24 protein-coding genes are annotated in these 26302 nt (G+C 62.7%); 10 read left to right on the forward strand and 14 right to left on the reverse strand.

Going from position 1 to position 26302, the window contains the following annotated elements:
* Nucleotides 1–13: 13 nt before the first annotated feature.
* The 4 genes from cpaB to AC56LV_RS13790 form a co-directional block, all read right to left on the reverse strand.
* The gene (gene cpaB / locus AC56LV_RS13775; protein WP_499558394.1) at nucleotides 14–865 is read right to left on the reverse strand and encodes a Flp pilus assembly protein CpaB; all 852 of its coding nucleotides are present in this window, start codon (nucleotides 863–865) and stop codon (nucleotides 14–16) included.
* Nucleotides 862–2226 (reverse strand): ATP-binding protein, encoded by a 1365-nt coding sequence (locus AC56LV_RS13780; protein WP_499558396.1) that lies wholly within the window; start codon nucleotides 2224–2226, stop codon nucleotides 862–864. Before AC56LV_RS13780 ends, cpaB begins: the two co-directional genes overlap by 4 nt.
* A gap of 100 nt (nucleotides 2227–2326) precedes the next feature.
* On the reverse strand, nucleotides 2327–2872 hold the full coding sequence (locus AC56LV_RS13785; protein ID WP_499558398.1) for an A24 family peptidase: 546 nt from the start codon (nucleotides 2870–2872) through the stop codon (nucleotides 2327–2329).
* Between the two features lie 57 nt (nucleotides 2873–2929).
* Nucleotides 2930–3124 (reverse strand): Flp family type IVb pilin, encoded by a 195-nt coding sequence (locus AC56LV_RS13790; protein ID WP_499558399.1) that lies wholly within the window; start codon nucleotides 3122–3124, stop codon nucleotides 2930–2932.
* 80 nt (nucleotides 3125–3204) lie between these two features.
* Between AC56LV_RS13790 and AC56LV_RS13795 the strand changes: the two genes are divergently transcribed.
* Both AC56LV_RS13795 and AC56LV_RS13800 read left to right on the forward strand, forming a co-directional pair.
* Entirely contained in the window at nucleotides 3205–3393 is a 189-nt protein-coding gene (locus tag AC56LV_RS13795) for a hypothetical protein (RefSeq protein WP_499558401.1), read from the forward strand.
* Between the two features lie 90 nt (nucleotides 3394–3483).
* Complete coding sequence (locus AC56LV_RS13800) at nucleotides 3484–4518, forward strand: GGDEF domain-containing protein (protein WP_499558403.1); 1035 nt, start codon at nucleotides 3484–3486, stop codon at nucleotides 4516–4518.
* Between the two features lie 11 nt (nucleotides 4519–4529).
* Here the strand turns inward: AC56LV_RS13800 and AC56LV_RS13805 are convergent, their stop codons facing one another.
* Nucleotides 4530–5747: an HD-GYP domain-containing protein gene (locus AC56LV_RS13805; protein WP_499558405.1), complete on the reverse strand. Its 1218-nt coding sequence runs from the start codon at nucleotides 5745–5747 to the stop codon at nucleotides 4530–4532.
* A gap of 199 nt (nucleotides 5748–5946) precedes the next feature.
* Here AC56LV_RS13805 and icmF point away from each other — a divergent pair, with 199 nt between their 5' ends.
* From icmF to AC56LV_RS13830, 5 genes are all read left to right on the forward strand, one after another.
* On the forward strand, nucleotides 5947–9252 hold the full coding sequence (icmF, locus tag AC56LV_RS13810) for a fused isobutyryl-CoA mutase/GTPase IcmF (protein ID WP_499558407.1): 3306 nt from the start codon (nucleotides 5947–5949) through the stop codon (nucleotides 9250–9252).
* Nucleotides 9253–9312: 60 nt separating this feature from the next.
* Nucleotides 9313–9633, forward strand: a complete 321-nt coding sequence (locus AC56LV_RS13815) for a hypothetical protein (protein WP_499558409.1) — start codon at nucleotides 9313–9315, stop codon at nucleotides 9631–9633.
* Nucleotides 9634–9823: 190 nt separating this feature from the next.
* The gene (gene prsT, locus AC56LV_RS13820) at nucleotides 9824–12598 is read left to right on the forward strand and encodes an XrtA/PEP-CTERM system TPR-repeat protein PrsT (protein WP_499558411.1); all 2775 of its coding nucleotides are present in this window, start codon (nucleotides 9824–9826) and stop codon (nucleotides 12596–12598) included.
* A 146-nt stretch (nucleotides 12599–12744) separates the two neighbouring features.
* Nucleotides 12745–13416 carry a GNAT family N-acetyltransferase gene (locus tag AC56LV_RS13825; protein WP_258837016.1) on the forward strand — a complete coding sequence of 224 codons (672 nt, stop codon included), beginning with the start codon at nucleotides 12745–12747 and terminating at the stop codon, nucleotides 13414–13416.
* Nucleotides 13417–13494: 78 nt separating this feature from the next.
* Nucleotides 13495–14373: a ThiF family adenylyltransferase gene (locus AC56LV_RS13830; RefSeq protein ID WP_499558413.1), complete on the forward strand. Its 879-nt coding sequence runs from the start codon at nucleotides 13495–13497 to the stop codon at nucleotides 14371–14373.
* 126 nt (nucleotides 14374–14499) lie between these two features.
* On the opposite strand, the gene pepA is transcribed toward AC56LV_RS13830, so the two are convergent.
* The 9 genes from pepA to AC56LV_RS13875 all read right to left on the reverse strand — a co-directional run bounded on the left by pepA (nucleotide 14500) and on the right by AC56LV_RS13875 (nucleotide 21797).
* Nucleotides 14500–15309, reverse strand: a complete 810-nt coding sequence (pepA, locus tag AC56LV_RS13835; protein WP_499558415.1) for a flocculation-associated PEP-CTERM protein PepA — start codon at nucleotides 15307–15309, stop codon at nucleotides 14500–14502.
* A 183-nt stretch (nucleotides 15310–15492) separates the two neighbouring features.
* Nucleotides 15493–16158: a class I SAM-dependent methyltransferase gene (locus tag AC56LV_RS13840; protein ID WP_499558417.1), complete on the reverse strand. Its 666-nt coding sequence runs from the start codon at nucleotides 16156–16158 to the stop codon at nucleotides 15493–15495.
* 134 nt (nucleotides 16159–16292) lie between these two features.
* Nucleotides 16293–17027, reverse strand: coding sequence for a GNAT family N-acetyltransferase (locus AC56LV_RS13845; RefSeq protein ID WP_499558419.1), 735 nt, complete (start codon nucleotides 17025–17027; stop codon nucleotides 16293–16295).
* Between the two features lie 149 nt (nucleotides 17028–17176).
* The gene (locus tag AC56LV_RS13850) at nucleotides 17177–18277 is read right to left on the reverse strand and encodes a nucleotidyltransferase domain-containing protein (RefSeq protein WP_499558421.1); all 1101 of its coding nucleotides are present in this window, start codon (nucleotides 18275–18277) and stop codon (nucleotides 17177–17179) included.
* Nucleotides 18274–19191, reverse strand: a complete 918-nt coding sequence (locus AC56LV_RS13855) for an HprK-related kinase A (protein WP_499558423.1) — start codon at nucleotides 19189–19191, stop codon at nucleotides 18274–18276. Before AC56LV_RS13855 ends, AC56LV_RS13850 begins: the two co-directional genes overlap by 4 nt.
* Nucleotides 19179–19544 (reverse strand): HPr-rel-A system PqqD family peptide chaperone, encoded by a 366-nt coding sequence (locus AC56LV_RS13860; RefSeq protein ID WP_499558425.1) that lies wholly within the window; start codon nucleotides 19542–19544, stop codon nucleotides 19179–19181. Before AC56LV_RS13860 ends, AC56LV_RS13855 begins: the two co-directional genes overlap by 13 nt.
* Nucleotides 19462–20055, reverse strand: a complete 594-nt coding sequence (locus tag AC56LV_RS13865) for a hypothetical protein (RefSeq protein ID WP_499558427.1) — start codon at nucleotides 20053–20055, stop codon at nucleotides 19462–19464. Before AC56LV_RS13865 ends, AC56LV_RS13860 begins: the two co-directional genes overlap by 83 nt.
* A gap of 172 nt (nucleotides 20056–20227) precedes the next feature.
* Entirely contained in the window at nucleotides 20228–20848 is a 621-nt protein-coding gene (locus tag AC56LV_RS13870; RefSeq protein ID WP_499558429.1) for an XrtA/PEP-CTERM system exopolysaccharide export protein, read from the reverse strand.
* A gap of 193 nt (nucleotides 20849–21041) precedes the next feature.
* The gene (locus AC56LV_RS13875) at nucleotides 21042–21797 is read right to left on the reverse strand and encodes a S1 family peptidase (protein ID WP_499558431.1); all 756 of its coding nucleotides are present in this window, start codon (nucleotides 21795–21797) and stop codon (nucleotides 21042–21044) included.
* Between the two features lie 414 nt (nucleotides 21798–22211).
* On the opposite strand from AC56LV_RS13875, the gene AC56LV_RS13880 reads away from it, so the two are divergent.
* The 3 genes from AC56LV_RS13880 to AC56LV_RS13890 are packed head-to-tail and all read left to right on the forward strand — an operon-like array spanning nucleotide 22212 to nucleotide 26297.
* Complete coding sequence (locus tag AC56LV_RS13880) at nucleotides 22212–23747, forward strand: XrtA system polysaccharide chain length determinant (RefSeq protein ID WP_499558433.1); 1536 nt, start codon at nucleotides 22212–22214, stop codon at nucleotides 23745–23747.
* Between the two features lie 26 nt (nucleotides 23748–23773).
* Complete coding sequence (locus tag AC56LV_RS13885) at nucleotides 23774–24694, forward strand: XrtA-associated tyrosine autokinase (protein ID WP_499558435.1); 921 nt, start codon at nucleotides 23774–23776, stop codon at nucleotides 24692–24694.
* A complete protein-coding gene (locus AC56LV_RS13890; protein ID WP_499558437.1) occupies nucleotides 24675–26297 on the forward strand; it encodes a TIGR03016 family PEP-CTERM system-associated outer membrane protein in 1623 nt (540 codons plus the stop codon). Before AC56LV_RS13885 ends, AC56LV_RS13890 begins: the two co-directional genes overlap by 20 nt.
* Nucleotides 26298–26302: the final 5 nt, after the last annotated feature.

The following is a 26302-nucleotide window of genomic DNA, read 5'->3' on the forward strand; positions in this document are numbered from 1 at the left end:
CCAGTCGAAAACATCAGAAGCACTCCTGCGATGCGTGCAGGCCGTTGATGACGCTGATGCATTCGCGGTGCGGCGCCCGCGGTGGCGCCGGCGCCCGCACCAGCTGCACCCGCGGTGGTGCCACAGCGCGCAGCACGACCGGCGCGGCGGGCGGCGCCGGCAGCAGGTTCTCCTTGGTCGCGCCGGTGGTGGCAGTGGCGGCAGGATCGATCTGGTTGCGCAGCGCCAGCGACAGCGTGCCGACGCTGCGCGCCAGATCCAGCTTTTCGGCCTGTTCGGGCGTGACTTCGAGCGTGACGGCGTTGACGACCTTGGGCTTGGTCTCGTCGCGGCCGACTTCCTGGGCCACCGCCAGCACCAGGATGCGTTCCAGGACGATCTTCGAGATGCTGTGCGCACGGGCCTGCGGAGCGTTCGGATCGGGCGACGTCTCGGTGCTGACGATGATGTCGACATAGTTGCCCGGCAGGGCGAAGCCGGCCACGCCGATCACGTCGTTCACGCGCACCGTGATCGCGCGCTTGCCTTCGGTGATCAGGGCCGACAGGCCGCCCAGCGTGCCGGCCGGGGCCAGCTTGGCTTCGCTGACCGGTTCGCCCGCGAGCAGGCTGCTGCGCAGGACCCGGCCGTTCAGCGGCTGGGGTTCGGTGAACGCGCCCTTGGGCACGCTGGCAGTGGGCCAGTCCACCACGATGAACAGCGCGGGAGTCAGCCGCTGGCCGATGTCGATGTCGCTTTTCGCGACGACGATCCTGCCGGCAGCGGGCACCGGCGCATTGAGCAGCCAGCGCGCGGCCAGCGCCACGGCCAGCAGGCCAAGCACCACGGCCAGCGCCATCATGATCACGGCCCGTTGGTTTTTCATGGTGCGTCCCCTTCGCCGAACAGGCTGTACCAGGCGCGCGTCAGGCCATCGACGTCGCAGCACGGCGGCTGACCGGCAAAGCCGGCGAAGTCGGCGATCCGGCCCAGCAGCTCATGCGGATAGGCGGCCAGCAGCGCGCGCCCGGTGCGGCGGTGCAGGTGCTCGATCAGGAACGCGATCGCGCTGTCATCCAGGTCGATCCGGCGCTGCCGCGCCTGGCGCCGCAGCAGCGCGCGATAACTCTGCTCCGACAGCGGCCCGACCGAAATCCGGTAGCCGATGCGGCGCAGGCAGGCCTCGTCGAGCACCGACTCCGGCGCCAGGCTGGTGACGAGCACCAGGCTCACATCGAACGGCAAGACGTGCGTGGCGCCGCCCGGCACCGTGACATGGTCCAGGCCCGCTTCGAGCGCGCCAAGCCAGCGGTGCAGCAGTTCGCCCGGCGGCACACGCTGGCGGCCCACATCGTCCACCACCAGCAAACCGTTGTTGGCCAGGATATGGGGCGGCGCATGCAGCACGCCGCTGCCCAGATCAGTGCGCAGCTCCAGCATGTCGCGTGCCAGCTCCGGCCCCACGTGCACCAGCGGACGCTGGCTCAGGGCCCAGCGTGCATCGCCGCTGCGGCGCTCTTCAAGGGCGCGCACGTGCAGCGGGAGAGGATGCAGGGTCAGGTCGTGCAGCTGGATGATTTCGTGGTTGACCAGCACCGCATACGGCACCGCGATCGGATCCTGGCGCAGGCGCGCCAGCTTGCGCGCCAGTGACGTCTTGCCGCTGCCGGACGGCCCGTACAACAGCAGCGGGCGGCCCGAATACAGGGCAGCGCCGATCTGCTCGCGAATGGCCGGCGCCAGGCCGTCGCCGTCGAGCACCGCATCGAGCTCGGTGCGCGTGACGCGCGCGGCATCGGGCTGGCGCTGCGACTGGCGCGTGACCACGGCGCGCCATGCTGCCAGCGTCACCGGCGCCGGGCCGAGATAGCGCGATTCGGCCAGGTAGTCGCCCGCGGCGCGCTGGCCCAGGGCGGTCAACTGGTAGTGCACATCAAGGTCGCTGTCGCCCGAATACGCGACTTCGGCCTGCTGGGTGCCCACCAGGGCCTGCAGCACTTCGCGCAGCACGCTGACCGACAGCCGCAGGCGTCCAGTCAACTGGGACAGCGGCGTCTTGCCGTCGGCATGCAGGGTCTTGACCACGAGCGCCGTCACCAGGCGGGCGTCGAGCCCCGTGTCGTGCACCGTGCGCGGCTGGCGTGGCAGCACGGCGGCGAGATTGCCATCTGCATCAAAACCTGGCGCAGACAGGGGCAACGATGCATCCGGTCCGGTTGGCGCGGCGGCCGATAACACTCCGATCATGACGTCTCCTGCTGCTGAAGTTGGTTCTGGGAAAACCTCAATTGATTCTAACGAGCATCTATTTGCGGCACTTGATGCCTGACAAGAGCAGCCGCAGCGATCAAGCGAGGGGCGTGGCGCCGTAACGACCGACCAGATGCACGATCGTCCCGGCAGCAATGGCCACGCCATACGGAATCGCGCCTGCGCTGGGGCGGCCGCTGTTATCCGGGTTCGGCAAGCGTTGCAGGCGCAGCAGAATGGGCAGCAACATGGCCCACAGATTGGCCAGGGCCAGGCGCAGCCGCCCTTTGGCAATGAGAACCACCAGCACCATCACGCCGCCTGCGCACCAGGCCAGGATCGCGATGCGCAGCGCGTCGCCCGCGCCGGTGAAGACGCCGACGGCGGCCATCATCTTGACGTCGCCGGCGGCCATGCCGCGCAGCAGATAGAACGGCAGCAGCACGGCCAGGCCGGTTGCGCAGCCGCCCAATGCGGATAGCAGCGCCGTCACTGGCTGGGGCGACAGCAGGTGCAGCAGCAGCGCGCCAAGTACGCCGGCGAGCAGCAGAAAATTGGGAATGCGCCGACTTTCCAGGTCCTTGATCGCAGCGGCCGTCACGAGCAGCAGCAGCAGCGTGTCGAGGTAGGGTGCGATATCCATGATCGGCTCCTGAAAAAATGCCCCCGGGGCCGGACTGCAGCCCCGGGGGCACGCGGGTTACGGTGCGGTCGGGTTGGCGGCGTCCAGCTGATCCCGGATGTACTCGAACGTTTCCTTGATACCATCACCGACTTGCCCAGCCACGGTGGCCATTGCGACGCCGATGAGTGCAGCGATCAGGCCATACTCGATGGCAGTCACACCGTTTTCGTCTGCGATGAAGGCTTTGATGGCGGAGGTAATCGTGCTCATGACAAAACTCCTTTAGTGGTTGAAAAATACTGGCTGCGACCGGGCCCGGCCGCCCCTGCTATATGACTTGCGCCAGTAAGTTGACTATAGGCATTAGTGCCGATCGGCAATTTGATGATGCACAGTTTTTCCGCATGGAAATATTTTTACCTGATGGAAAACAAGGTTCATTGGCCGATGCGGTGCGACCCGATGACGCAGGAGAAAAATTGCCAAGAATAGTTGCCGCTAGTACAAAAAAGCATTATGCTGTTTTGCTTGGCCGCTGAAAAATGCGGCACTTCTGGCCCTCTTGTGCGTCATCCCACGCCATCTGCAGGGTCTTTTTTTCGTGCTTTGGATGGCCTGACAACGACGACATGGATTCCCTGCTGCGACACATGGTGGACATGACCGGCCACCGCGATCATGCGATGCTGGACATCTCCGTGATCTCGGCGGTCCAGGAACTATCGGGCGCGAACCAGATCCGGGTCCTGGGCATTTCCAGCGTCGGCGACCAGCAGTTCGTGCGCTCGCGCGCCTGCATCCGTGCTGGCGGTGCAGCCTGCCAGGAAGAGCCACAGGACAGCGGCCCGGGCGAGCCGATCGCTGCCTATCCTGAACTCGAGGCATGCCTGCGCCAGCACGCCACGCGCGCCGAAGGCACGGGCCAGGATGGCTTGCGCCGCCTGTGGCTGCCGATCTGGTTCGGCGAGCGGGCCGATACCTGCCTCGAGATCGTCCACGACACCCCGTTCACGCCGGAAGCGCTGTACATGGTCAGCGGCATCGTCAGCGTGTACCGCAATTTCCAGAATCTGCTCGATTACAGCGAACGCGATTCGCTCACGGGCCTGCTCAACCGCAAGACCTTCGACGATCAGCTGGCGCGCATGCTGCATGCCACGGACGTCGATCCCGTCATGCCCGGCCTGGCCGAGCGGCGCGGACAGCATGGGGCGGAGGCGCAGTGGCTGGCCGTGGTCGACGTCGACCACTTCAAGACGGTCAACGACCGCTTCGGCCACCTGTACGGCGACGAGGTCCTGATCCTGATCGCCAATCTGCTGCAATCGTCATTCCGTACGCAGGACCGGGTGTTCCGCTTTGGCGGCGAAGAGTTCGTGGTGCTGCTGCGTTCGACGACGCTCGAGAACGCGCGCCGCATCATCGAGCGCTTTCGTCTCGATGTCGAAAGCCACCATTTCCCGCAGGTGGGGCAAGTCACCGTCAGCATCGGCTTTACAAGCGTCAGCGCGGCCGATTCGCCGGTTGTCACGCTCGGCCATGCCGACCAGGCGCTGTACTTCGCCAAGGCCAACGGCCGCAACCGCGTCTGCCATTACGAATCGCTGGTCGATGGCGGCCTGCTGCAGACCGTCACGACCAACGACACCGCCGAGTTCTTCTGAGCGCGTTGCGCTCAGGCTACCTGCATGAAGCGCAGCGGCTCGACCTGCCACTTCTCGGCCGATTCGTGACGCACGATCCGGTCGCCCCCACCAAAGCCCAGCGGCCGTGACAGATCGACGGTTTCGGGCTTGATGTAACGCTGTTCCCGGGTATGGAAGAACACGTTGACCTTCGGCGTGAGCAGGCTCGTTTCGTGTGGCTCGACCACCACGCCCAGGCGGCCCGATTCCAGCAGCACCAGCGTGCCGACCGGGTAGATCCCGACGCAGCGCATGAACTCCTGGACCAGGGCGGGATCGAAGTGGAATTTGCTCCACTCATACAGCTTGCGCAGCGCTTCGGCCGGCGCCACCCCCTTGTGATAGCAGCGCTCCGACGTGATCGCGTCGTACACGTCGACGATGGCCGCCATCTGCGCCAGTTCGCTGATCGCGCCCCCGGCCTGATGGTCCGGATAACCGCTGCCGTCGCGCCGCTCGTGGTGGTGCAGCGTGATGTCGAGCGGTATGGCGCCGATGCCGGGCGTGCGCAGCAGGATGTCGTGGCCATCGCGCGGGTGGCGCTTGACGATCTCGAACTCGGCGTCGGTCAGGCGCCCCACTTTGTTGAGAATCGCATCGGGCACCAGCGCCTTGCCGGTGTCGTGCAGCAGCCCGCCGATGCCGGCCTGGTAGACACGCTCGTCGTCCAGATTGCGTGAGCGGCAGAACGCCACGAGCAGCGTGCACACGCTCACCGAATGCAGGAACGTGTAATCGTCCTTGTTCTTGATCTGCAACAGGCCGAGCAAGGCGCCCGCGTTGCGCAGGATCGATTCGGTGATGTTCTGCACGGCCGGCCCGACCTCGTCGAGGTGGACGGCCTTGCCCAGACGCGCGTCCTGCATCACCGTGCGCACCACGCCCACCGCTTCGCGCCGCACCGTGGCCGCGCGTTGCAGTTCCTCGCCAACGGAGATCCGTACCCGGCTGGTCGCGGTGGTGGCCAGCGCCGCCACTTCGGCGTCGGTGGCTGCCTGCGCCTGGGCCAGTGTGGGCGCGTCCACGTCCATGCCGCGGCTGCAATCGATCACGACGCCGTGGATGCGCGCATCACGGACTTTCTGGATTTCGCTCTCGCAGGACAGCAGGAACTGACTGCGCACAAATGGATGCTCCATCCATCCACAATCGAGATCGTGGATGAACATGCCAACCCTGAGCTGTGACGCATCCACTTTTTTCAACATCTGACGTACCCCTCTGGTAACCGGCGCGGGTGTGCCACGCACTCTGCAGAAAGTATACCAAATGATTGCAATAAATCACTTAATGTTATTTTTAGTAAACTTCATGAAAGCGGTTCATTTGCCTACGACTTGACGTTAACGTTAACGTCAGCTACCGTACCAGCACCCCTCGTCCTCCCGTCTACAAGGACTGCTATCCATGAACGATACAACCGCCGCCGCCACGCTGGCCGCCCCCGCCCCTGCCACCCCGCAGCTGGCCAACAAGGTGCGCTTCGTCACCGCCGCCTCGCTGTTCGACGGTCACGATGCCTCGATCAACATCATGCGGCGCATCCTGCAATCGAACGGCGCCGAAGTCATCCACCTGGGCCACAACCGCTCGGTCGACGACGTCGTCACGGCGGCGCTGGCCGAGGACGCGCAAGGCATCGCCATCTCGAGCTACCAGGGTGGCCACGTCGAATACTTCAAATACATGATCGACCTGCTGCGCGAGCGCGGCGGCGCGCACATCAAGGTGTTCGGCGGCGGTGGCGGCGTGATCGTCGCGCACGAAATCGACGAACTGCACGCTTACGGCGTCACCCGCATCTTCAGTCCGGAAGACGGCCAGCGCATGGGCCTGGTCGGCATGATTCACGCGATGCTGCAAGCCTGCGACGTCGACCTGTCGCCGTATGCGCCGACCACGCTGGCGGCGCTGCAGCAGGGCGAGCTGGCCGCGCGCCACCGCCCGCTGGCGCAGCTGATCACGGCCCTGGAAAACGACAAGGTCGACACCGCGCTGCGCGCACAGATCCTCGAACACGCTGCAACCCTGCGCGTGCCGACGCTGGGCATCACCGGCACCGGCGGCGCGGGCAAATCGTCGCTGACCGATGAACTGATCCGCCGCATTCGCCTCGATCAGGGCGACCGCCTGAACATCGCCGTGATCTCGATCGACCCGTCACGCCGCAAGTCGGGCGGCGCGCTGCTGGGCGACCGCATCCGCATGAATGCGATCAGTCCGTGGAACGGCCAGACGCGCATCTTCATGCGCTCGCTGGCCACGCGCGACGCCGGCTCGGAAATCTCGCAGGCCCTGCCCGACGTGATCGCCGCCTGCAAGGTGACCGGGTTCGACCTCGTGATCGTCGAGACATCCGGCATCGGCCAGGGCGACGCTGCCATCGTGCCGCACGTCGACACGTCGATGTACGTGATGACGCCGGAGTTCGGCGCCGCCTCGCAGCTCGAAAAAATCGACATGCTCGATTTCGCCGACTTCATCGCCATCAACAAGTTCGACCGCAAGGGCGCGCTCGACGCGCTGCGCGACGTGGCCAAGCAGTACCAGCGCAACCGCGAGTTGTGGAGCCAGAGCCCGGATCAGATGCCGGTGTTCGGCACCCAGGCGTCGCGCTTTAACGACGATGGCGTGACGGCGCTGTACCACGGCCTGCTGCCCCGCCTCGCGGCGCTCGGCCTGCCGATCGATACGAGCAGCCTGCCCGCGCCCGCGCTGCGCTACTCGAGCGGCAAGAACGTGATCGTGCCGCCGGCGCGCAGCCGCTATCTGGCCGAGATCGCCGACACCGTGCGCGGCTACCACCGCCACGTGGCGCGCCAGGTGAAACTCGCGCGCGAGCGCCAGCAACTGGGCGAATCGAAGCGCATGCTGCTGGCCGCCGGCCAGGGCGCTGCCATGGGCGACGCGCTCGACGGCCTGATGGCCGAACGCGACAACGCGATGGATGGCGAAGCGAAAAACCTCGTGGCAGCCTGGCCCGCGCTGCAGGCCGCGTATGCCGGCAACGACTACGTCACGCACGTGCGCGACAAGGAAATCCGCACGCGCCTGGTTACAAAAACCTTGTCGGGCAACCCGATCCGCAAGGTCGCGCTGCCGCGCTTTGAAGACCACGGCGAAATCCTGCGCTTTCTGATGCTCGAAAACGTGCCGGGCGCGTTTCCGTACACGGCCGGCGTATTCCCGTTCAAGCGCGAAGGCGAAGACCCGACCCGCATGTTCGCTGGCGAAGGCGACGCGTTCCGCACCAATAAACGCTTCAAGCTCGTCTCGACCGGGATGGACGCCAAGCGCCTGTCAACGGCGTTCGATTCGGTCACGCTGTACGGCGCCGACCCGGCGCTGCGGCCCGATATCTACGGCAAGGTGGGCAACTCGGGCGTGTCGATTGCCACGCTGGACGACATGAAGGTGCTGTACGACGGCTTCGACCTGTGCAGCCCGTCGACGTCGGTATCGATGACGATCAACGGCCCGGCGCCGACCATCCTGGCGATGTTCATGAATACGGCGATCGACCAGCAGATCGACAAGTTCGCGCACGACAACGGCCGCCAGCCCACGCCGGACGAGCGCGAAAAAATCCGCGCCTGGGTCCTCACCAGCGTACGCGGTACCGTGCAGGCCGACATCCTGAAGGAAGACCAGGGCCAGAACACCTGCATCTTCTCGACCGAGTTTTCGCTCAAGGTCATGGGCGACATCCAGGAGTATTTCGTGCGCCACGGCGTGCGCAATTTCTACTCGGTGTCGATCTCCGGTTATCACATTGCCGAAGCAGGCGCCAATCCGATCTCGCAACTGGCCTTCACGCTGTCGAACGGCTTCACGTTCGTCGAAGCCTACCTGGCGCGCGGGATGCACATCGACGACTTCGCGCCAAACCTGTCATTCTTCTTCTCGAACGGCATGGACCCGGAATACACGGTGCTCGGGCGCGTCGCACGCCGCCTGTGGGCAGTGGCGATGCGCGAGCGCTACGGCGCCAACGACCGCTCGCAAAAGCTCAAGTACCACATCCAGACATCGGGCCGTTCGCTGCACGCGCAAGAGATCGACTTCAACGACATCCGCACCACGCTGCAGGCGCTGATCGCGATCTACGACAACTGCAACTCGCTGCACACCAATGCCTACGACGAAGCGATTACCACGCCGACCGATGAATCGGTGCGCCGTGCGCTGGCCATCCAGCTGATCATCAACCGCGAATGGGGCCTGGCCAAGAACGAGAACCCGAACCAGGGCGCGTTCATCATGGACGAACTGACCGACCTGGTCGAAGAGCAGGTGCTGCAGGAATTCGAGCGCATCGCCGAACGCGGCGGCGTGCTGGGCGCGATGGAAACCGGCTACCAGCGCGGCAAGATCCAGGAAGAGTCGATGCTGTACGAGCACCAGAAGCACGACGGCACGCTGCCGATCATCGGCGTCAATACCTTCCGCAACCCGAAGGGCTCGGGCGCGCCGGCGACCATCGAACTGGCACGGTCGACCGACGACGAAAAGCAGTCGCAGCTGCAGCGCCTGGATGCTTTCCACACCCGCCACGCGGAGGCCGCGCCCGCCGCCCTGGCCGCCCTGCGCCAGGCCGCGATCGACAACCAGAACGTGTTTGCGCACCTGATGGATGCCGTGCGCGTGTGCTCGCTAGGGCAGATCACGACGGCGCTGTTTGAAGTGGGCGGACAGTATCGGCGCAATATGTAATTGTAATAATGGCGGCGGCAAACGGCCTAGAATGACTTCGTGAACACCACGGAGTCATTCATGCCAATCCGCCCCGCACAACTCGCCGCCCTGATGCGCGAAGTCGAACAGGAAGATCCGATCGACTTCGCCGACCTCCCTTTCCCCGAAGACGAACTGCGCGACCTCGTCGCCAATCACCTGTGCGAGATGGCGGCGGCGATGGAGAACTTCAGCCAGGAAGATCGCCTGATGACGCTGCTTGCGGTCTCGGCCAAGCTGGTGCTGGAAAACCTCGTGCTTCACGTACAGTTATTACGGCGCCATGGCTTGCCCGTGGGCGAACATGCCGATGCCTTGCTGCAACGTCTGCGCAAGGGTCCCGGCAGCGAAGACGCCTAAAAAGGGCTGCCCCCGCCCCTTCCCGTTCTGGTAACAATTGCTCTCACTTTTTTGCTGTTACCTGTGGCTGGAATTTGCAACAATTGCATCCGTTTGCACGTTGGCGACGCTGTTCCTTCAGGTATTATTTGTTGTTGAGGAATTTCGCTATCTGGCGAAACAACGAACTCCACTGCCTGAGGAATCCCACATGTCGCGCCACGCTACCAAGCTTACTCTTACCGCCCTGCTGTCCGGCGCCATCCTTGCTGCCGGCCTGTCTGGTTGCAACCGCACCCAGTCGACCGAGACCCTGCTGGCCGAAGCCACTGACTATCAACAAAAAGGCGATATCAAGGCGGCGCTGATCCAGTTGAAGAACGCCGTGGCAAACAGCCCGGAAAATGGCGAAGCGCGCATGGCGCTGGGCGCCCTGCAATTATCGACCGGCGATGCCGTGTCGGCTGAAAAAGAATTCGGCCGTGCCCGTTCGCTGGGCATCCCGGCAGCGCGCGTGCTGCCGCTGCTCGGCCAGGCGCTGACGCAGCAAGGCAAGTTCAAGGAAGTGCTGACCGAGATCACGCCCGAAGTGGCGGCCGGTTCGGCGCCACTGCTGAGCCTGCGCGCTGATGCGCTGCTGGGCAGCGGCAAGCCGGATGAAGCGCAGCAGGCCTACGCCGCCGCGCTGGCAGCCGATGCCAATTCGGGCGAGGCCCTGATGGGCATGGCGCGCATGGCCGCCGCCAAAGGCGACCGCGAAGCAGCACAGCGCTATGTCGAGGATGCAGTCGCGAAGGATCCGAAGAACCCGGAAGTTTACATGATGCGCGGCTCGATGCTGCGCATGATGAACAAGCCGGACGAAGCCCTGGCGTCGTATGACCAGGCGCTCAAGCTCAAGCCGGATCACCGCGGCGCCCACATTGAAAAGGCCTATGTCGAGATCGCACGCGGCAAGTTCGATGCGGCCAAGATCGAAGTCGAAGCAGCCGAAAAGAATTCGCCGGGCAGCCTGCTGGTGGTGTACACGCGCGCCCTGTTCGAGTTCTCGCAAGGTAAACACTCGGCAGCGAAAGATGCGCTGGCCAAGATCCTCAAGATCGCGCCCGATCACCAGCCGAGCATCCTGCTGGCTGGCGCGTCCGAGCTGAACCTGGGCGGGACCCAGCAGGCCGAGCAGCATCTGCGCAAATACCTGCAAAACAACCCGGACAATGTGTATGCACGCAAGCTGCTGGCCCAGGCACAGCTGCGCAATTCGCAGCCAGCCGATGCCGCCGAAACCCTGGCGCCGGCCCTGAAAGACGCGCCGCAGGATGCGCAATTGCTGGCACTGGCGGGTGAGTCGTACATGCAGGTGCGCGACTTCGACAAGGCCAGCAGTTACCTCCAGCAGGCCGCCACGCTGGCGCCGCAAGCTGCCGCCGTGCGCACCTCGCTTGGCCTGTCGCGCCTGGCGCAGGGTGACCAGGCCCGTGGCCTGAGCGAACTCGAAGCGGCCGCCACGCTCGATCCGAAATCGATCCAGGCCACGATGGCCCTGGTGCAGACCGAGATGGGCATGAAGCGCTACGACCGGGCCGAGGCCGCCGTCGCATCGCTCGAAAAGCAGCAGCCTGACAGCGCGCAAGTGCAGCAGCTCAAGGGTGCCGTGTACATGGTCCAGGGCAAGAATGCGCCAGCACGTACGGCGTTTGAAAAGGCCGTGCAGCTGCAGCCGACGTTCCTGCCGGCCGTAACCAATCTGGCGCGCCTGGACATGCAGGAGAAAAAGCCGGACGCTGCCAAAGCGCGCTTCACGGCCTTCCTCGAGAAAGACAAGAACAATGCCGATGCGATGGCGGCATTGGGTGAGCTGGCGCTGCTGCAAAAGAACACGGCCGAAGCCACTACCTGGTTCGAAAAAGCCAGCACGGCCAATCCGCAGGCAACGACCCCGGCACTGAAGCTGGGCGCGCACTACCTGCGCACCGACCAGGCGCCGAAAGCGCTGGCGCTGGCCCGCAAGTTCCAGACCACGCACCCGGCCGATGCCGGCGTGCTCGAACTGCTTGGCCAGTCGCAGGTCGCCACCAAGGATCTGAACGGCGCGCTCGATACCTACAGCAAGCTGGCCAATGTGCTGCCGAAATCGGCGCCGGCGCAGATTCGCCTGGCCGAGGTACAGCGCATGCTCAAGAACGACAGCGCATCTGCCGGCCACATCAAGCGCGCGGTCGACCTGCAGCCTGATTTCATGCCGGCGCGCCTGATGCAGGTGGACGCAGCGATGCGCGCCAAGCGCCCGGACGATGCATTGGCAGCAGCGCGCCAGGCGCAGCAGGCGGCGCCGAAAGCACCGCTCGGCTTCGTGCTCGAGGGCGACATCCTGATGAGCCAGCAAAAGAGCGCACCCGCCCTGCAGGCGTATGAAAAAGCGGCAGCGCTGGCGCCGTCGTCGGAGCTGAACGCCAAGGTCGTGCAGGCGATGCAGGCAGGCGGCAAGAGCAAGGAAGCGCTGGCGCGCGCCGAGAAGTGGCTGGCCCAGAACCCGTCCGACGCACGCATGGCGCTGATGGTCTCCGAGATCAATATGGCGAGCAAGGATTACAAGGCGGCCATTACCCGCCTGGAATCCGTGCAAAAGACGGCGCCGGACAACCCGCTGGTGCTGAACAACCTGGCCTGGGCCTACCAGCAGGTGAAGGATCCACGGGCACTGGCAACTGCCGAGCAGGCATTCAAGGTCGCCAGCGACAATCCGGGGGTGATGGATACGCTGGGCTGGATGCTGGTGGAACAGGGCAATGTCGCACGCGGCCTGCCGCTGCTGCAAAAAGCCAGCACCCAGGCGCCGAACGCCATGGAGATCCGTTATCACCTGGCGCAGGCGCTGAACAAGAGTGGCGACAAGGCCGGTGCCAAGCGCGAGCTCGACAAGCTGCTGGCAGCGAACGCGCCGTTCGCCCAAGCCGATGAGGCACGCGCGCTGCTCAAGACGCTGTAATGTGGCACACCGCCGCCGCACGCTATCGCATGGCTTGCGGCGGCCTTGTTTACCGTTGCATACGGCATCCTGACGGTAATATTTATTCATCCTATCGAACGCTCAATTTATTGATGTCGAGATAAGATGTCATGACATAAATAAGGATGTTTATCGTGAACGACGATTCATACGGAATCCGGCTTACCGATACTTCGGACGGTCGTAACTCGGCCAGCATGCTGATCAACAGGATGTACGCCTGGCGTGGCTATTCCGGAGATCACCAGCCGAGCAACGACCCCAATCGCATCACGCTGACCGCCACCGACAAGGGCGACGTTGTCGGCACTCTCAGCATCGGCATCGATTCCGAGGTCGGGCTGATGGCCGATGAAGTCTTCGGCGCCGAGCTCGATGCCCACCGCGCCAACGGCGCGCGTCTGTGCGAGTTCACCAAATTTGCGTTCGACCCGTCGGTACGCTCAAAAACCGCGCTGGCCAACGTGTTTCACCTGGCCGTCATCTACGCGCGCGACATGCATGGCTGCACCGACATCATCATCGAAGTCAACCCGCGCCACCGCCGCTTCTACGAGCGCATGCTGGGGTTTCGCAAAGAGGGCGAGCTCAAGATCAATACGCGGGTGGATGCGCCGGCTTACCTGCTGCGCGTCAACCTGAAATACGTTACCGAGCAGATCAGCATTTTTGGCGGCACCTTTGCTGCCGATGGCGAAACCGAAGAGCGCTCGTTCTACCCTTACTTCTTTTCGCCCCGCGAGGAACGCGGTATCATCAACCGCCTGCTGCGAATGGATGAGTCGCACCCGGCGTAAGCACCCGCGCCGCCGGTATGCGCCCTGCACTTCCTGCGGCGCCGACCAGCTTGTCCCTACTTTTTCGCAATGTCCCCGATGAGCAATCCGTTCCAGTACGAGCAGGCGTTTTCACGCAATATTGGCTGGGTCACCCCCGCCGAACAGCAGCAGTTGCGTGGCAAGCGCATTGCCATCGCGGGCGGTGGTGGCGTCGGTGGCGTGCATCTGCTGACGCTGGCACGCCTGGGCGTGACGCATTTTCACATTGCCGACTTCGACACGTTCGACATTCCCAACTTTAACCGCCAGGTCGGCGCGATGATGTCCACCGTCGGCCAGCCCAAGGCCGACGTGCTGGCGCGCATGGCACGCGACATCAATCCCGACATCGAGATCAAGATCTTTCCCGAGGGTGTCCACGGCGACAATCTCGATGAATTCCTGGCCGGCGTCGACCTGTATGTCGATGCGCTCGACTTCTTCGCCTTCGATGCGCGCCAGCAGACCTTTGCCGCCTGCGCACGGCTTGGCATCCCGGCCACCACTGCCGCACCGCTGGGCATGGGCGCTGCCCTGCTGAACTTCATGCCGGGCAAGATGACGTTTGAAGAGTATTTTGGCTGGGGCGATTTGCCGGAACAGGAAAAAGCGATCCGCTTCGTGGTCGGCCTGGCGCCGGCCGGTCTGCACCGCAACTACCTGATGGTGCCGGGTTCGGTGAACTTCGCCGAGCGGCGCGGCCCGTCGACCTTCATGGCCTGCCAGCTGTGCGCCGGCATTATCGCCACCGAATCGCTCAAGATCCTGCTGGGGCGCGGCGACGTGCTGGCGGCCCCCTGGGGCATGCAGTTCGACGCCTACCGCAACAAGCTCAAGCGTACGTGGCGCCCGGGCGGCAACCGGCATCCGATCCAGCGCCTGGCGATTGCCATCGGCCGGCGTCAATTCGCGCGCATGGCGGCTGCTGGCCGCTGAACGACTGGGCGTCGATTCATCGGCGCATCATGCTGACGAATCCGGCAACGAAAAAAACCACTGCCGTCACCGGCAGTGGTTTTTTTCTTGCTTGAGAACAGGGCCTGCGCAGCAGACCCGTGATTCTTAGGCAGCTTTCTTGTTGCGGCGACGTGCTGCGTACAGACCCAGCATGCCCAGGCCCAGCAGGCCAACCGATGCTGGCTCTGGCACTTCTGCTGCGTTCTCAAACACGACGTCCAGCGAACCGGTGATGGTCTGGGTGTTCGTGGCGGTGAAGCGGGTCAGCTGGCCCGACTGGAACGACAGGTTGTAGAACGGGTTTGGCGCGACGAAGAAGTTCTTGCCGTCAGCGGTCAGGTTGAAGCTGGTGGTCGAACCGAAGCTGCCGCAATTGATGCCGGCGCCGGTACCCGTGCCGCAGGTGGACAGCATTGGATTCAGGTTGCCTTCACCAGCCAGTGGGTTACCGGTAGCCAGCAGCAGGTCGTCACCGTTGTTGGCAAGCGTGAAGTTGCCCAAGCCGGTTGTTGCGTTGGTCGCGACCTTGGTCATGCCGTCCATATCCAAGAACAGCGACAGACCGCCGGTGCCTGGCAGGAAGGTGAACTTGGTGTTCGTGCCTTGTTGCGTGACAGTACCCGACGCTTTGTAGAGTGCGTACATGCTGTAGTTGTTGCCCAGACCAGTTTCACGCGACTCGAGTGGCGTACCAGCGTTCACGAACGAGGTAGCGCGGAAGTACAGCGACACGTCGAAGGTGCCGTTGGCGTTGAACGTTGCCACTTCGGTGTAGGTACCGCCGATACGATCAGCGGAGAAGTTCGCCGTGCTGCCGGTTGGGTTGACTTCGAACACGCCAGCGCTGGCGGTTGCGCTGAACAGGGCAGCAGCTGCGATCGATGCGGCGACGATGGTTTTCTTGAAAGCGGTCATTTCGTAAATCTCCTGGGTTGTCTGGGGTACTACTCACGAGGCTATATAAGCAATCACCGTGCCAGCTCAAGAGATTTGTTTTAAATCAAACAGTTAGCGATTTAGACTGATCCAGATCAAACATCAGTGTAAAAAATACCGACAGCATATTTTCTGCCTGAAAACGATGCTGTCAGAGTACTCCTACACAGGCTTGCGTACCACCACATTCCAAGTATTTCCCGAAGTAAATTCGGAGTGGATTTCATAACCTGCCGCCAACATCTTGGCGCGAAGTTCTTCGGTATGGAATGGGCTGTACAGAATGCCCTTGCGGATGCCCCAGTCGTTGATTTTTTGAGCTGCCCAACGCAGCGGTGCGAATCCGGTTGGATACAACAACACGTTCGCCGCCATCGTGCCACCTGGCTTGAGCACACGCAGGATGTCGCGCAAGGCACCATCGATTGTCGGGAAGCAGTGGATCGAGTTGGCGATATTGGCCGTGTCGAAGCTGTTGTCGGGGAACGGCAGCTGTGCTGCATCGGCGTGCTGGACAACGACCTGGGGATTGTTGGCAAAACGGCGCTTGGCACCGGCCAGCATCGATGGCGCGTAGTCGATGCCGGTTACCTTGACTTGCGGCAGCTTGCGGCGACGGCGCCAGTTCAGCACCATCTCGAGCAGCGTTCCGGTGCCGCATGCCACTTCCAGGTGTTCCGGGCCGAAGTTCGGTCCGAAGAAGCGCATCTGGGTGCCGATGGTGCTGTTATAGGCGAAGGTCAGAATGAAAAAGCCCCGCAGGTCGTACCACCACGGCTCGGAGGAGTAAGCTTCGGCGATTTCGTCTCTGGTCTTACCTGTCGTCATGGCGCACCCTCATTGTCAAATACAAGAGCGCTGAATATAGGACGTTCCCGCCAAGCAGGCAAGGAACAAATGCAACAGAGAAAGTATGGCAGGCTGCCGCGGCCCGTTCGAAGGGACCGCAGAAGGGAGACTGATTAACCGAGCTGGCGCAAACGGTTGATAATACCGGCCTCTTCGCGTTGCGAAAAGAACCATGGAAACAGCGAGCGCTCACCCACTGCCTTGTCCTGCATGCCGCCCCACTTGGCCACCTGCTCGGTACCATAGGCTGTAGCGGCACTGAGCAGCACCGCCGGCGCCTGGACGCGCGGGTTGGGCCGCGCTTCGCACACTGTCTGGAAGCCCAACATGGCTTCATAGAAGCGACGGTGACGTGGATTGACCTCAATGAAGATGTGGGTGCAACCGTTCAGATCGCGGGCATAGATCAGGGCCACGTGGAACAGCGAGGCCAGCACGGCCTTGGACTTGATCGCCGGATCGACAGCCAGCTTGATGATTTCGCATACCTTGCCGCTATTGCGCTGGGTATCGACATAGTCGGCAAACACCTGGTCGGCCATCAGGCCGATCTCGGAATCGAGGCCCAGGCTCAATGTGCCGAACACCTGCCCATGGTCCGAAGCGGTCAGCGTGATCCGGTTTGGATCGTTACCGATCTGGTGATTGCCGCTATAGCCGCGCCAGGCATACATCTTACTGATGAGCATGCTCGCGGAGTTACGCTGGGTGTCAATATCGGCTGCGCGAATCCCGAATACGCGTTCGTTGATGGTGACGTCGATGATGCTGGGATTCATTCCACCCTTAGCGAAGTCATCGCTGCCCAGACTCGCGCAATGCACGTCTGGCGCTAATGTCTCGATCATATACTTCCTCCAGGCGAAACCGGTATGTGATGCATTGATGAAATGTGATCATCATAGCATCGATAATTACAATTTATAAATTTATTACCAGAATGAATTTTTTCTGGCAATAGGGCTACTAACCTCGTCAGAAAGCAAAGAGTAGCAGCTCAAGCGGCCTCTGCGGTACGTGGCGACAAGAAAGCTTTGTGAAATAAGTGGCGCGCGAGCAACAATGGTGGCATACGCAGCCAGTTTCCGCGCACATACAAGGTGAAGCGGGCTGCACCGTCGAAGCGCGTAGTGCATTCCGGGTGCAACGGCGCCAGCGCGCGCAAGAAGAGCGCATCCATCAATGGCAACAACAAGCTCGTTGGACCAAACGGTGCGGCGGCAGCCAGCGTTGCCGCTGGCACCGGCGTGCCGAACGTGCGGGTGATGTAACGCAGCGCATAAAACAACGGGCGCGTCAGTTCCAGCGCATCGGCACGGGCCACGAGGCCATCCCAGAACCCTGGCTCGGTGTCGAAATGCAGCGCCAGGCGGTGCAGGTCGAACAGGTCACGCAAGCCCTGGTCAAATTCGCCGCCGAAGAACAGGTGCACGGCGCTGTGCAAAAACATGTCTTGTGGGCACAGCGTGTAGATATCCGGCGCGCCCTGCTCACCAGGAATCGCCCGCGCGGCTGCGCGCAGCAGTGCCGGATCGGGCCGCACCGGCGCCGTTTCGGGCAGGATCGCGTGGTGCACATCGATCGCATTGCCGCGGCGCAAATGCACCATTGGCGGCAGCTCATGCATCCAGGTACGGTAATAGCGTTCGTCGTAGGCGTCATGGTGGGCGCTGGCCCAACCGTGCAAAATCAGCGCACGCTCTACCTGGTCGAGGCTGTCCTTGGGCACCAGAATGTCGATGTCCGAGAACAGGCGGCCGCGTCCGGACGGCAGGCCGGCCATTGCATACGCCGCGCCCTTGAGCAAAATCAATGGCAGACCGAGGCTGTCCAAGTCGCTTCGGATGCGGCCGACCTCGTAGCCGGCCAGGCGCCGGTGACGCAAAGCGACGATGCGCGCTGCTTCCAGGTGCTCACGCGGCTTGGGCGGTACATCTTCAAGCAGGCCGTACTCTTCCAGCAAATAGACCAGGATTGCGCCGACATTGGCGCTGTTGGCCTGGCGCAGCAAGCGCTCCCAGCCAGGCAGGTCGAGAAAGCGAACCCGGCCGGGCGTGGCCAGGACCTCGACCAGCAGCGATGAGGCCGGCGACATCATGGTCCCACTCCCGCCAGGCGGTCAAACAGGGCGATGGCTTCGTCAAGCTGGCTGTAGCAGAACTCATGGCCATCGCAATCGTCGACCAGGTCGGCCAGGCAGTCAAAGCCGACGGGGCCGAGCACGAAATAATTGAAGGCATTCTCGGCCACCCGCATGAACAATTGCCCCTTGGGCACCGGCGTGAGCGTGGTCGCGGCGCCGGCCTGGTAGCGCGGGAACACGATGTGGCGCGCCCGCGCCGGTTCGCCAAAGCGCGCAACGCTGTCCGGTGGCGCTTTCAGGTGCGCAATCGTGCCCTTGGTGGTGCCGGGAACCGGCTTGCCCAGCAGCGCATCGGGCGCAAAACCACGGATCACGTCGATCGACGCATTTTTCAGGCTGACAGGGCGTGCCAGCGGGACGACCATGCCGTCGTCGCGCCGTACCAGTGTGAGTTCGTCCGACAGCAAACGCCAGCCGCGGCACACAAGGGCAGCGCACAGCGTGCTCTTGCCCGAACCAGGCGGCGCTGGCAGGACGATGGCGCAGCCGTTACGCTCGACGACGGCGCCATGCACGATCAGGTAGCGGTGGGCGCGGTTCGAGACACACCAGTTCATCACCCATTCGAACATCGGCCAGGCCTGGGCCAGCGGCAATGGTGCGAATGGCTCGCGGCCATCATAGTCGAAGCATGCTTGCGGATGCCACCAGCGCCGCAGGCCCGTCGAGCGCACCAGACGCACCTGAAAGTCGGCAAAGCCGCCCGGCTCCTCGACCGGATAGTCGCCGTAGAGCGATCCGATGCCATCGGCAACGAGGGCAATATTTGATTGGACACGGCTGACAAAAGGTCCGGTACGCAGCAACAGACCGGGGCCGCCGAGGCGCCGCGCCAGTTCGGCGCGACCCAGATCGGCTACAAGTGACATGGTTCGATCAGGTCCAGGCTGGAGAGTTGTTCGAGCAGATCGGCCACATCGTCGGACAAGGTGGCCTCATCAACGTCGAAGTGTTCGCGCAAGGCTGCGGCAAGGGTCAGTACGGAGGTGGGCGTGGCGCCCAGCTGCTGGAGCACGACCAGCGCCTCGGGACTGAGCAAGTGGGTCGCGCCGGATACCTCGTTAAACAGCACCACGTCATCCTGCCACTGGCGATAATGCAGGGTTGCAGGTCCTGGGCGGCGCCAGGACCCTGATCGATCACCAGCCGTGGACTGCGACAAGATAATCTCTGACCTCGCGTACGGTCCAGTATTGGTTGGCGCTGACTTTGTAGTGGCCACTCACCTTGAGCTCGTTCCACATGCGCTGCAGCGTCGGCACGTCGAGGAAATCGATGCGCTTGGACGTCACGTTCAGGTAGGCCGCTGCCAGGTGACGCCCAATATTGTAGGAGTCGTACTTGGCGTTCATGACCGCCAGCAGCGTGTCCTTGTAGTACGTCTGTTCGAAGCGGCGCTCATTGCATTTGAAGACATCGTGGAATCTCTTGGTCTTGCTGCACGGCCAGCTGTGCTGGATAAAGCACCAGCTCGTCGGCGACAGCGGATTGCAGCGCTGCTCGGTAGCGACATTGCTGTTCAGGCCAGCCGAATCGTAGGCCGAGGCCGACTCGCACACAAAACCGGTTTTTTTCAGCGTGGCGTGGCTTTCCAGCGTCCACAGCACGCCAGCCGCGCCCAGGCCGGCCTTGGCCAGACGGCGACGCGCCGCGCCATGCCGGGCCATTGCTGGCGGCACTTGTGGAAGTTGCTGCTGCGGCTCGTTACCGCTGTGTTGTTGATCATTAGCCACGGATAGTCCTCGATTTCAATTGCGCACGCAGATGAAGGAGCAAGATTCGCGCCCAAAAAAGTTCCTGCGGGAATAATTCACTTAAAACAATAACTTAGACGCTTGTCAAGCGCGATTCACACCCATTGTAGGACTGAAGCCGGGCTGGGGTGTAAAAACCATCGACAACAACTTAAAAAAAGCTCTCCGGGATCACCAGGATGTCGCCTGGACGCATCATGATGTTCGCCGAAATGTCGCCGTCCTTGATCAGGTCGTCCAAACGGACGACGATTTTTTCCTGCTTGCCATCGACGGTACGGATAATGCTGGCCTTGTTGCCGGAAGCGAATTCAGTCACGCCACCGACGGCGATCACGACATCCATCACCGACATGTCGCGGCGGTATGGCAGCGCCTGCGGCCGTGCAGCCTGACCGATCACACGGATCTGCTCACTGAAGTTGCCGATGAAATTGGTGACCACGACCGTGACAACAGGCTGCTGGATGAACTTCGCCAGGGCACCTTCGATATCGCGCGCCAGTTGGGTGGAGGTCTTGCCAGCGGCCGGCAGGTCTTCCACCAGCGGGGTGGTGATTTTGCCGTCCGGACGGACCGGGACCGACATCGACACTTCAGGGTTGCGCCAGACAATGATATTGACGCTGTCACCAGGGCCGATCAGGTAATCCGGGTTGATTGGCGCCATCGCGGCAGTGCTCGGTGGCACGGGCGTAGCGCAAGCGCCAAGCATCAGCATGCAGGCAGCAGCGCCCGCAGTTACCAGGTGTTTCGTCAGTTTCGTCATCATCGCGTTGATCCCTAGCGCGCTGCGTGCTCCACGTACCTGCATGGTGTACGGCGCGCATCAATAATTGTTATTTCGCCATCATGGCCTGCGCTATTGTAGCGCAGTCCGGGATGGGAACAAGCCATGCACAATTGAAATACTTTCTTGTTGCAACTTCAACACGATGCCTGACAAGCCAACGTGGCAGGCGCGCCTAGCGCGCCAGCAATTCCTTTACATGGCGCACGGGAATCGCATACGTGATGCCGCTGGGCGCCGTGATGGCAGATTCCTTCAAACCCTTCACGAACACCATATTAATCACCGCCAGCACCTGCCCCGTATCCGGGTCGTACAGCGGACTGCCGCTGTTGCCAGGGTAAGCCGTGCCATCGAGCTGATAGATACTGAACGGCGTGCGCTGCAACTGGGTCACGGCGCGCGCATCGAGCCGGCGGGCGCTCAGTGACGGCTGCATCACCGGCGTGATCGCCGCCAGCAGTGCGCGGTGCGTTGCCGGGAACAAGCCCAGCACCATGCCAAGCGGAAAACCGGTAAATGCCAGCGCCTGCCCTTCGGCCGCCATGTTCGCATCACCCAGCTTCAGTGCCGGCAATGGCGTGCCCTGGATGCGCAGGTGCGCCAGGTCGTGCTCGCGATCCAGGCCAACCAGCTGAGCCGCGCGAAAACGCACATTGGCGCCATCGGGCACCACGATGCCCATCTGCTCCAGCTTGGCCCCGTCGAGCTGGTTCGGCACGACGTGGGCGTTGGTGATCACGCTCAGGCCATCGCCGACCACAAACCCTGTGCCGCTGAACACGATGGCCGGGCTGCGGGTCTGCATTTGCGTGCCAATGCCCACGATCGACGGCTTGACCGCCGCCACCGTTTGCACCAGCGTGGCGGCGATGGCAGGCAGAGCCATGCTCCAGGCCAGCACCGCTGTTGCCAGCTTCAATCCAATCATTCGACACATCATCAGGACTTCCCGGCTTCTCTATATAGTGTTGTTGCACAACGGAAGCAATCGTACGGACCGTTTCGGAATTTAGCCATTATAATAAGGACCTTTGAATTTCAGCAACATTCTGCAACGCCTGCTTTGTCACGGTCCAGCAACAACCGTTCCAAAAAATACACCGAGCAAGTTCATTAAATGTTTGCGATAATGCAACAGTTAAGCGTGCGGTAATGAAATTTATTTAAGATTCCCTGCGACTGTTTGCGGCTGTGTTGCAAACAGATGTTACCAATTACCCAGAATCGCTGGATTTCCTAACCCTCAATTGCAATTGCTTAGGGTACAAGCGATCATGCACATTGTTTATTTGTGAACCTGGTTTTTTTTAGAGACCGGGACCTGACCGGCGAGACTGATACGATGGCTGAAATTACTTCCCAGATTCTTAACTTATTGAAAGCCATCGGCAAGTACCGCTGGCACGCGGTCATCATCACGTGGGTGGTGGCGCTCGCCGGCTGGCTCGTCGTCTACAAGCTGCCCAACCAGTACGAAGCGTCGGCCCGCGTCTATGTGGATACGCAAAGCATCCTCAAGCCGCTGCTGTCGGGCATGACCATGCTGCCGAACCTGGAACAGCAAGTTCTTTTCATGCGTCGCACCCTGATCAGCCGCCCGAACGTGGAACGCGTGGTACGCGATGTCGATCTCGACGTCAAGGCCACGGATGCCAGCGAAATGACCAAGCTGGTCGACGACATGATGGCCAACATCAAGATCGCCGGCACCGAGCGCGACGACATTTATACCATCAGCTACACCGGCACCAGCGCGCGCGAAGGCAAGGACGTGGTCCAGGCCTTCCTGACCATCTTCGTCGAAGGCAGCTTCGGTGGCAAGAAGCAGGATTCCGACAAGGCCGTGCAGTTCATCGACGACCAGATCCGCAGCTACGAAGAGCGCCTGGCCGAAGCCGAGAACGCGCTCAAGGATTTCAAGATCAAGAACATCGGCATGCTGCCGAATCAGGGCGCCGACTACGGTTCGCGCATGATGGCCACCAATGAATCGCTGAACCAGGCGCGTCTGGAACTGGCCGAAGCGGAACAGGCACGCAATGCCATCCGTCGCCAGATTTCGGGCGATAACCGTGGCAGCAGCGGCAATCGCGCCGCGCCGATCTTTGTCGATCCGGTCATGGACGAGCGCATTGCCACGGTGGTGAAAACCCTGGATACGCTGCGCACCCAGTATACCGAGCAGCATCCCGATATCGTCGCCAATCGCCGCCTGCTCGAGCAACTGCAGGCGCGCCGCGCCGAAGCAGCCAAGAATACCAAGCCGAGCCTGGATCCGGGCGCGAGCTACAGCCCGATGCTGCAACAGCTGACCGTGCAACTGTCCGATGCCGAAGCGCGCGTTGCCTCACTGCAGGCCCGCGTGGCCGAGTTCAGCGCGCGTTCCGGCCGCCTGCGCGGCCAGAGCGAGCAAGTGCCTGAAATCGAAGCCCAGCTGGCGCGCCTGAACCGCGACTACGAAGTCAATCGCGAGAACTACCAGAAACTCGTCGAGCGCCGCGAGTCGGCCAAGCTGTCGGGAGACCTGTCGTCGGCCACCGACATGCTGACCTTCCGCGTGATCGACCCGCCAACCGCACCGAATATTCCAAGTGGTCCGAACCGCCTGCGCTTGTTCTCGCTGGTGTTTGTGGCTGCGCTCGGCGCGGGTCTGGCCGGTGCATTCCTGCTGAGCCAACTGCGTCCGACCTTCCTCAGCCAGGCTGCCCTGCGTGAAGCGACGGGCCTGCCGATCCTCGGGTCGGTGAGCATGAACTGGACCGCCGAACAGACCGTGCTGCGCAAGCGCCGCCTGCTCGCACTGGCAGCCTCGGTGCTGGTACTGTTCGGCCTGTACGGTGCCGGCGTTGCCGCCATCCTGGTCCGCCCGACGATGTAAGGCCGGTTGGCCAACAAGGAGCAATTGTGAGCATTATCGAAAAAGCAGCAAGCCGTATCGACCAGCAGCGCCAGAATGCTGCTGATACCCCCGCCGCCAGCAGCGTGGCAGATTCGCATGACCCCATCACGCCCGATACCGGTTTCGTCCACGCGCGTGCGCCGGATCCTGCCGTGCCGGCGCCGGCCGCGGCCGCACGGCCAACGGCCGGCCGCCACAGCACCCGCGTCATCGAACTGGACCTCTCGCGCATGCGCGAGCTGGGCATGGTCACTGCCGCTGGCGGACGCACGAACCTGCTGGAAGAATTCCGGATCATCAAGCGCCCGCTGCTCAAGCGCGCTTTTGCCGAACGCGGCGTCAAGGACAATCCGGGCAACCTGATCATGGTGACGAGTTCGCTACCGGGCGAAGGCAAGACCTACAGCGCGATCAACCTGGCGATGAGCATCGCGATGGAACTCGATCACACCGTGCTGCTGGTCGATGCTGACGTGGCGCGTCCTTCGGTGCTGCGCACGCTCGGCCTGCCAGCCCAGCGCGGCCTGATGGACATCCTGCTCGACGACACCCTCGACCTGTCGGATGTCATGCTGCGCACCAACGTCGATACGCTGTCGATCCTGCCGGCGGGTACCAGCACGCCACGTGCAACCGAACTTTTGGCCAGCTCGACGATGACAGCGATGGTGCACGAACTGGCGCACCGCTACCCGGACCGCGTGATCATCTTCGATTCGCCGCCCCTGATGCTCACGAGCGAAGCGCGCGTGCTGGCCAGCCACATGGGCCAGATCGTGGTGGTGGTGGAAGCCCAGACCACGACCCAGCATGCGGTCAAGGAAGCCTTGCAGCAGCTCGAAGGAATGGCCAACGTCAACCTCCTGTATAACAAGACCAGGGATATTCCTGGCATCGAAGAAACGTATGATTACCACTATGGCTAAGCAGCGCATGGGCCGCGCCGTGTCGCGCCTGACGCCGCTCGCGGCGGCCGCGATGTTGCTGGCCGCCTTCCCGGCGCACGCCGAATTGACGATCACGCCCACGCTGCTCGTCAGTGAAATCTGGACCGACAACGTCAACCTGACCGACGACGCGTCGGCCTACAGCGACCTGATCACCCAGGTCTCGCCTGGCATCACGGTGCTCAACCGCAGCCGGCGCCTGACGGTGGACGCCACTGCCCAGGTGCATGCGTTCGCCTTCCTGCACGGCGACGACCGGCGCAACCTGGCCGATCCCGCCGTCGTTGGCCAGAACCTCGACACCGCCAATACCCAGCGCAGCTACCGCGGCAACCTCAGAGGCGAACTGGCGCGCGATTTGTTCTATATCGACGCAAGCGCCTCGCGCGGCCAGCAAAGCATTTCGGCCTTCGGTCCGCGCGCAAGCAACGACATGTATTCGAACCGCAACCGCACCGAAATCGACACGTGGAGCATCAGCCCGTACCTGATGCACCGCTTCGGCACCGCCGCGCAGGGCACGCTGCGCTACACGCGCGACTCGGTCGGCGGCGGCGATGCCCTTGGCTACCGCGGCACCGGTGGTGACAGCTTCCTGGCCTCGCTGACCAGCGGAACGGGCTTTCGCACAGTCGCCTGGGGCGTCAATTACACCAGGCAAGAGCTCGGCGGCGCCGAGTATGGCGACTCGTCGAACGAGAGCCTGTCGACCAATCTGCGCTACATCGTCAGCCAGCGCCTGTCGCTGCTGGCCAATGCCGGCTACGACCGCTACCAATACGAAGGACTGGGCGGTGGCGACCAGGGCGCCAACTGGTCGCTCGGCTTTGCCTGGTCGCCATCGCTGCGCACCAATCTGCAGATGACGCTCGGACGCCACTTCTATGGCACCACGGGCACGCTGTCGGCTGTGCACCGCTCCCGTAGTACGAGCTGGAACATCAGCTACGACGATGTCGTCACGACCTCGCGCCAGCAATTCCTGCTGCCGTCGACGATCGACACCGCAGGCCTGCTCGACAGCATGTTCGCCACCGCCTACCCGGACCCGGCCGAGCGCCAGCGCGTTGTTGCCGCCTACATTCAGGCGAACGGCCTGCCGCCGTCGCTGACCGACAGCGTCAACTACCTGAGCAACCGCTTCATACGCCAGAAATCGCTGCGCGCTTCGGTCGCCTACCGCCGGGGCTACAGCAATGCCGTGGTCTCGCTGTATGCCACGCGGAGCAATGCGCTGTCGAGCCAGCAAAGCGACAGCCCGCTGCTGGGCAGCCAGCAAGGCAGCCTGAACGATAACGTGCACCAGCAAGGCTTCGATGCAAGCTATACGTACCGGCTCAGTTCGCGTTCGAACGTGACCGCGGGCTATGACGTCAGCAAGAACGAGTCGACATCGAGAGAGTACGAAGACTACCAGCGCACGCTGCGGGTGGGCGTGACGCGCACCTTCGGCGACCTGCGCGCTGCACTCGACCTGCGTCGCCGTACCGGGAACCTCGGCCGCTGGAACGCCGACGGCGCCAGTGCCGGCGGCACCTTTACCGAGCACGCCTTGGTGGCGAGCGTCTCCATGAAGTTCTGAAAGTA

It is taken from the genome of Telluria sp. RB2R28 (genome assembly GCF_059685835.1).

Excerpts from the sequence above, each read along its gene's own strand:
- cpaB (WP_499558394.1), bottom strand. The coding sequence starts at position 865 with ATGAAAAACCAACGGGCCGTGATCATGATGGCGCTGGCCGTGGTGCTT.
- AC56LV_RS13780 (WP_499558396.1), bottom strand. The coding sequence starts at position 2,226 with ATGATCGGAGTGTTATCGGCCGCCGCGCCAACCGGACCGGATGCATCG.
- AC56LV_RS13785 (WP_499558398.1), bottom strand. The coding sequence starts at position 2,872 with ATGGATATCGCACCCTACCTCGACACGCTGCTGCTGCTGCTCGTGACG.
- AC56LV_RS13790 (WP_499558399.1), bottom strand. The coding sequence starts at position 3,124 with ATGAGCACGATTACCTCCGCCATCAAAGCCTTCATCGCAGACGAAAAC.
- AC56LV_RS13800 (WP_499558403.1), top strand. The coding sequence starts at position 3,484 with ATGGATTCCCTGCTGCGACACATGGTGGACATGACCGGCCACCGCGAT.
- AC56LV_RS13805 (WP_499558405.1), bottom strand. The coding sequence starts at position 5,747 with ATGTTGAAAAAAGTGGATGCGTCACAGCTCAGGGTTGGCATGTTCATC.
- icmF (WP_499558407.1), top strand. The coding sequence starts at position 5,947 with ATGAACGATACAACCGCCGCCGCCACGCTGGCCGCCCCCGCCCCTGCC.
- AC56LV_RS13815 (WP_499558409.1), top strand. The coding sequence starts at position 9,313 with ATGCCAATCCGCCCCGCACAACTCGCCGCCCTGATGCGCGAAGTCGAA.
- prsT (WP_499558411.1), top strand. The coding sequence starts at position 9,824 with ATGTCGCGCCACGCTACCAAGCTTACTCTTACCGCCCTGCTGTCCGGC.
- AC56LV_RS13825 (WP_258837016.1), top strand. The coding sequence starts at position 12,745 with ATGTTTATCGTGAACGACGATTCATACGGAATCCGGCTTACCGATACT.
- AC56LV_RS13830 (WP_499558413.1), top strand. The coding sequence starts at position 13,495 with ATGAGCAATCCGTTCCAGTACGAGCAGGCGTTTTCACGCAATATTGGC.
- pepA (WP_499558415.1), bottom strand. The coding sequence starts at position 15,309 with ATGACCGCTTTCAAGAAAACCATCGTCGCCGCATCGATCGCAGCTGCT.
- AC56LV_RS13840 (WP_499558417.1), bottom strand. The coding sequence starts at position 16,158 with ATGACGACAGGTAAGACCAGAGACGAAATCGCCGAAGCTTACTCCTCC.
- AC56LV_RS13845 (WP_499558419.1), bottom strand. The coding sequence starts at position 17,027 with ATGATCGAGACATTAGCGCCAGACGTGCATTGCGCGAGTCTGGGCAGC.
- AC56LV_RS13850 (WP_499558421.1), bottom strand. The coding sequence starts at position 18,277 with ATGATGTCGCCGGCCTCATCGCTGCTGGTCGAGGTCCTGGCCACGCCC.
- AC56LV_RS13855 (WP_499558423.1), bottom strand. The coding sequence starts at position 19,191 with ATGTCACTTGTAGCCGATCTGGGTCGCGCCGAACTGGCGCGGCGCCTC.
- AC56LV_RS13870 (WP_499558429.1), bottom strand. The coding sequence starts at position 20,848 with ATGATGACGAAACTGACGAAACACCTGGTAACTGCGGGCGCTGCTGCC.
- AC56LV_RS13875 (WP_499558431.1), bottom strand. The coding sequence starts at position 21,797 with ATGATTGGATTGAAGCTGGCAACAGCGGTGCTGGCCTGGAGCATGGCT.
- AC56LV_RS13880 (WP_499558433.1), top strand. The coding sequence starts at position 22,212 with ATGGCTGAAATTACTTCCCAGATTCTTAACTTATTGAAAGCCATCGGC.
- AC56LV_RS13890 (WP_499558437.1), top strand. The coding sequence starts at position 24,675 with ATGATTACCACTATGGCTAAGCAGCGCATGGGCCGCGCCGTGTCGCGC.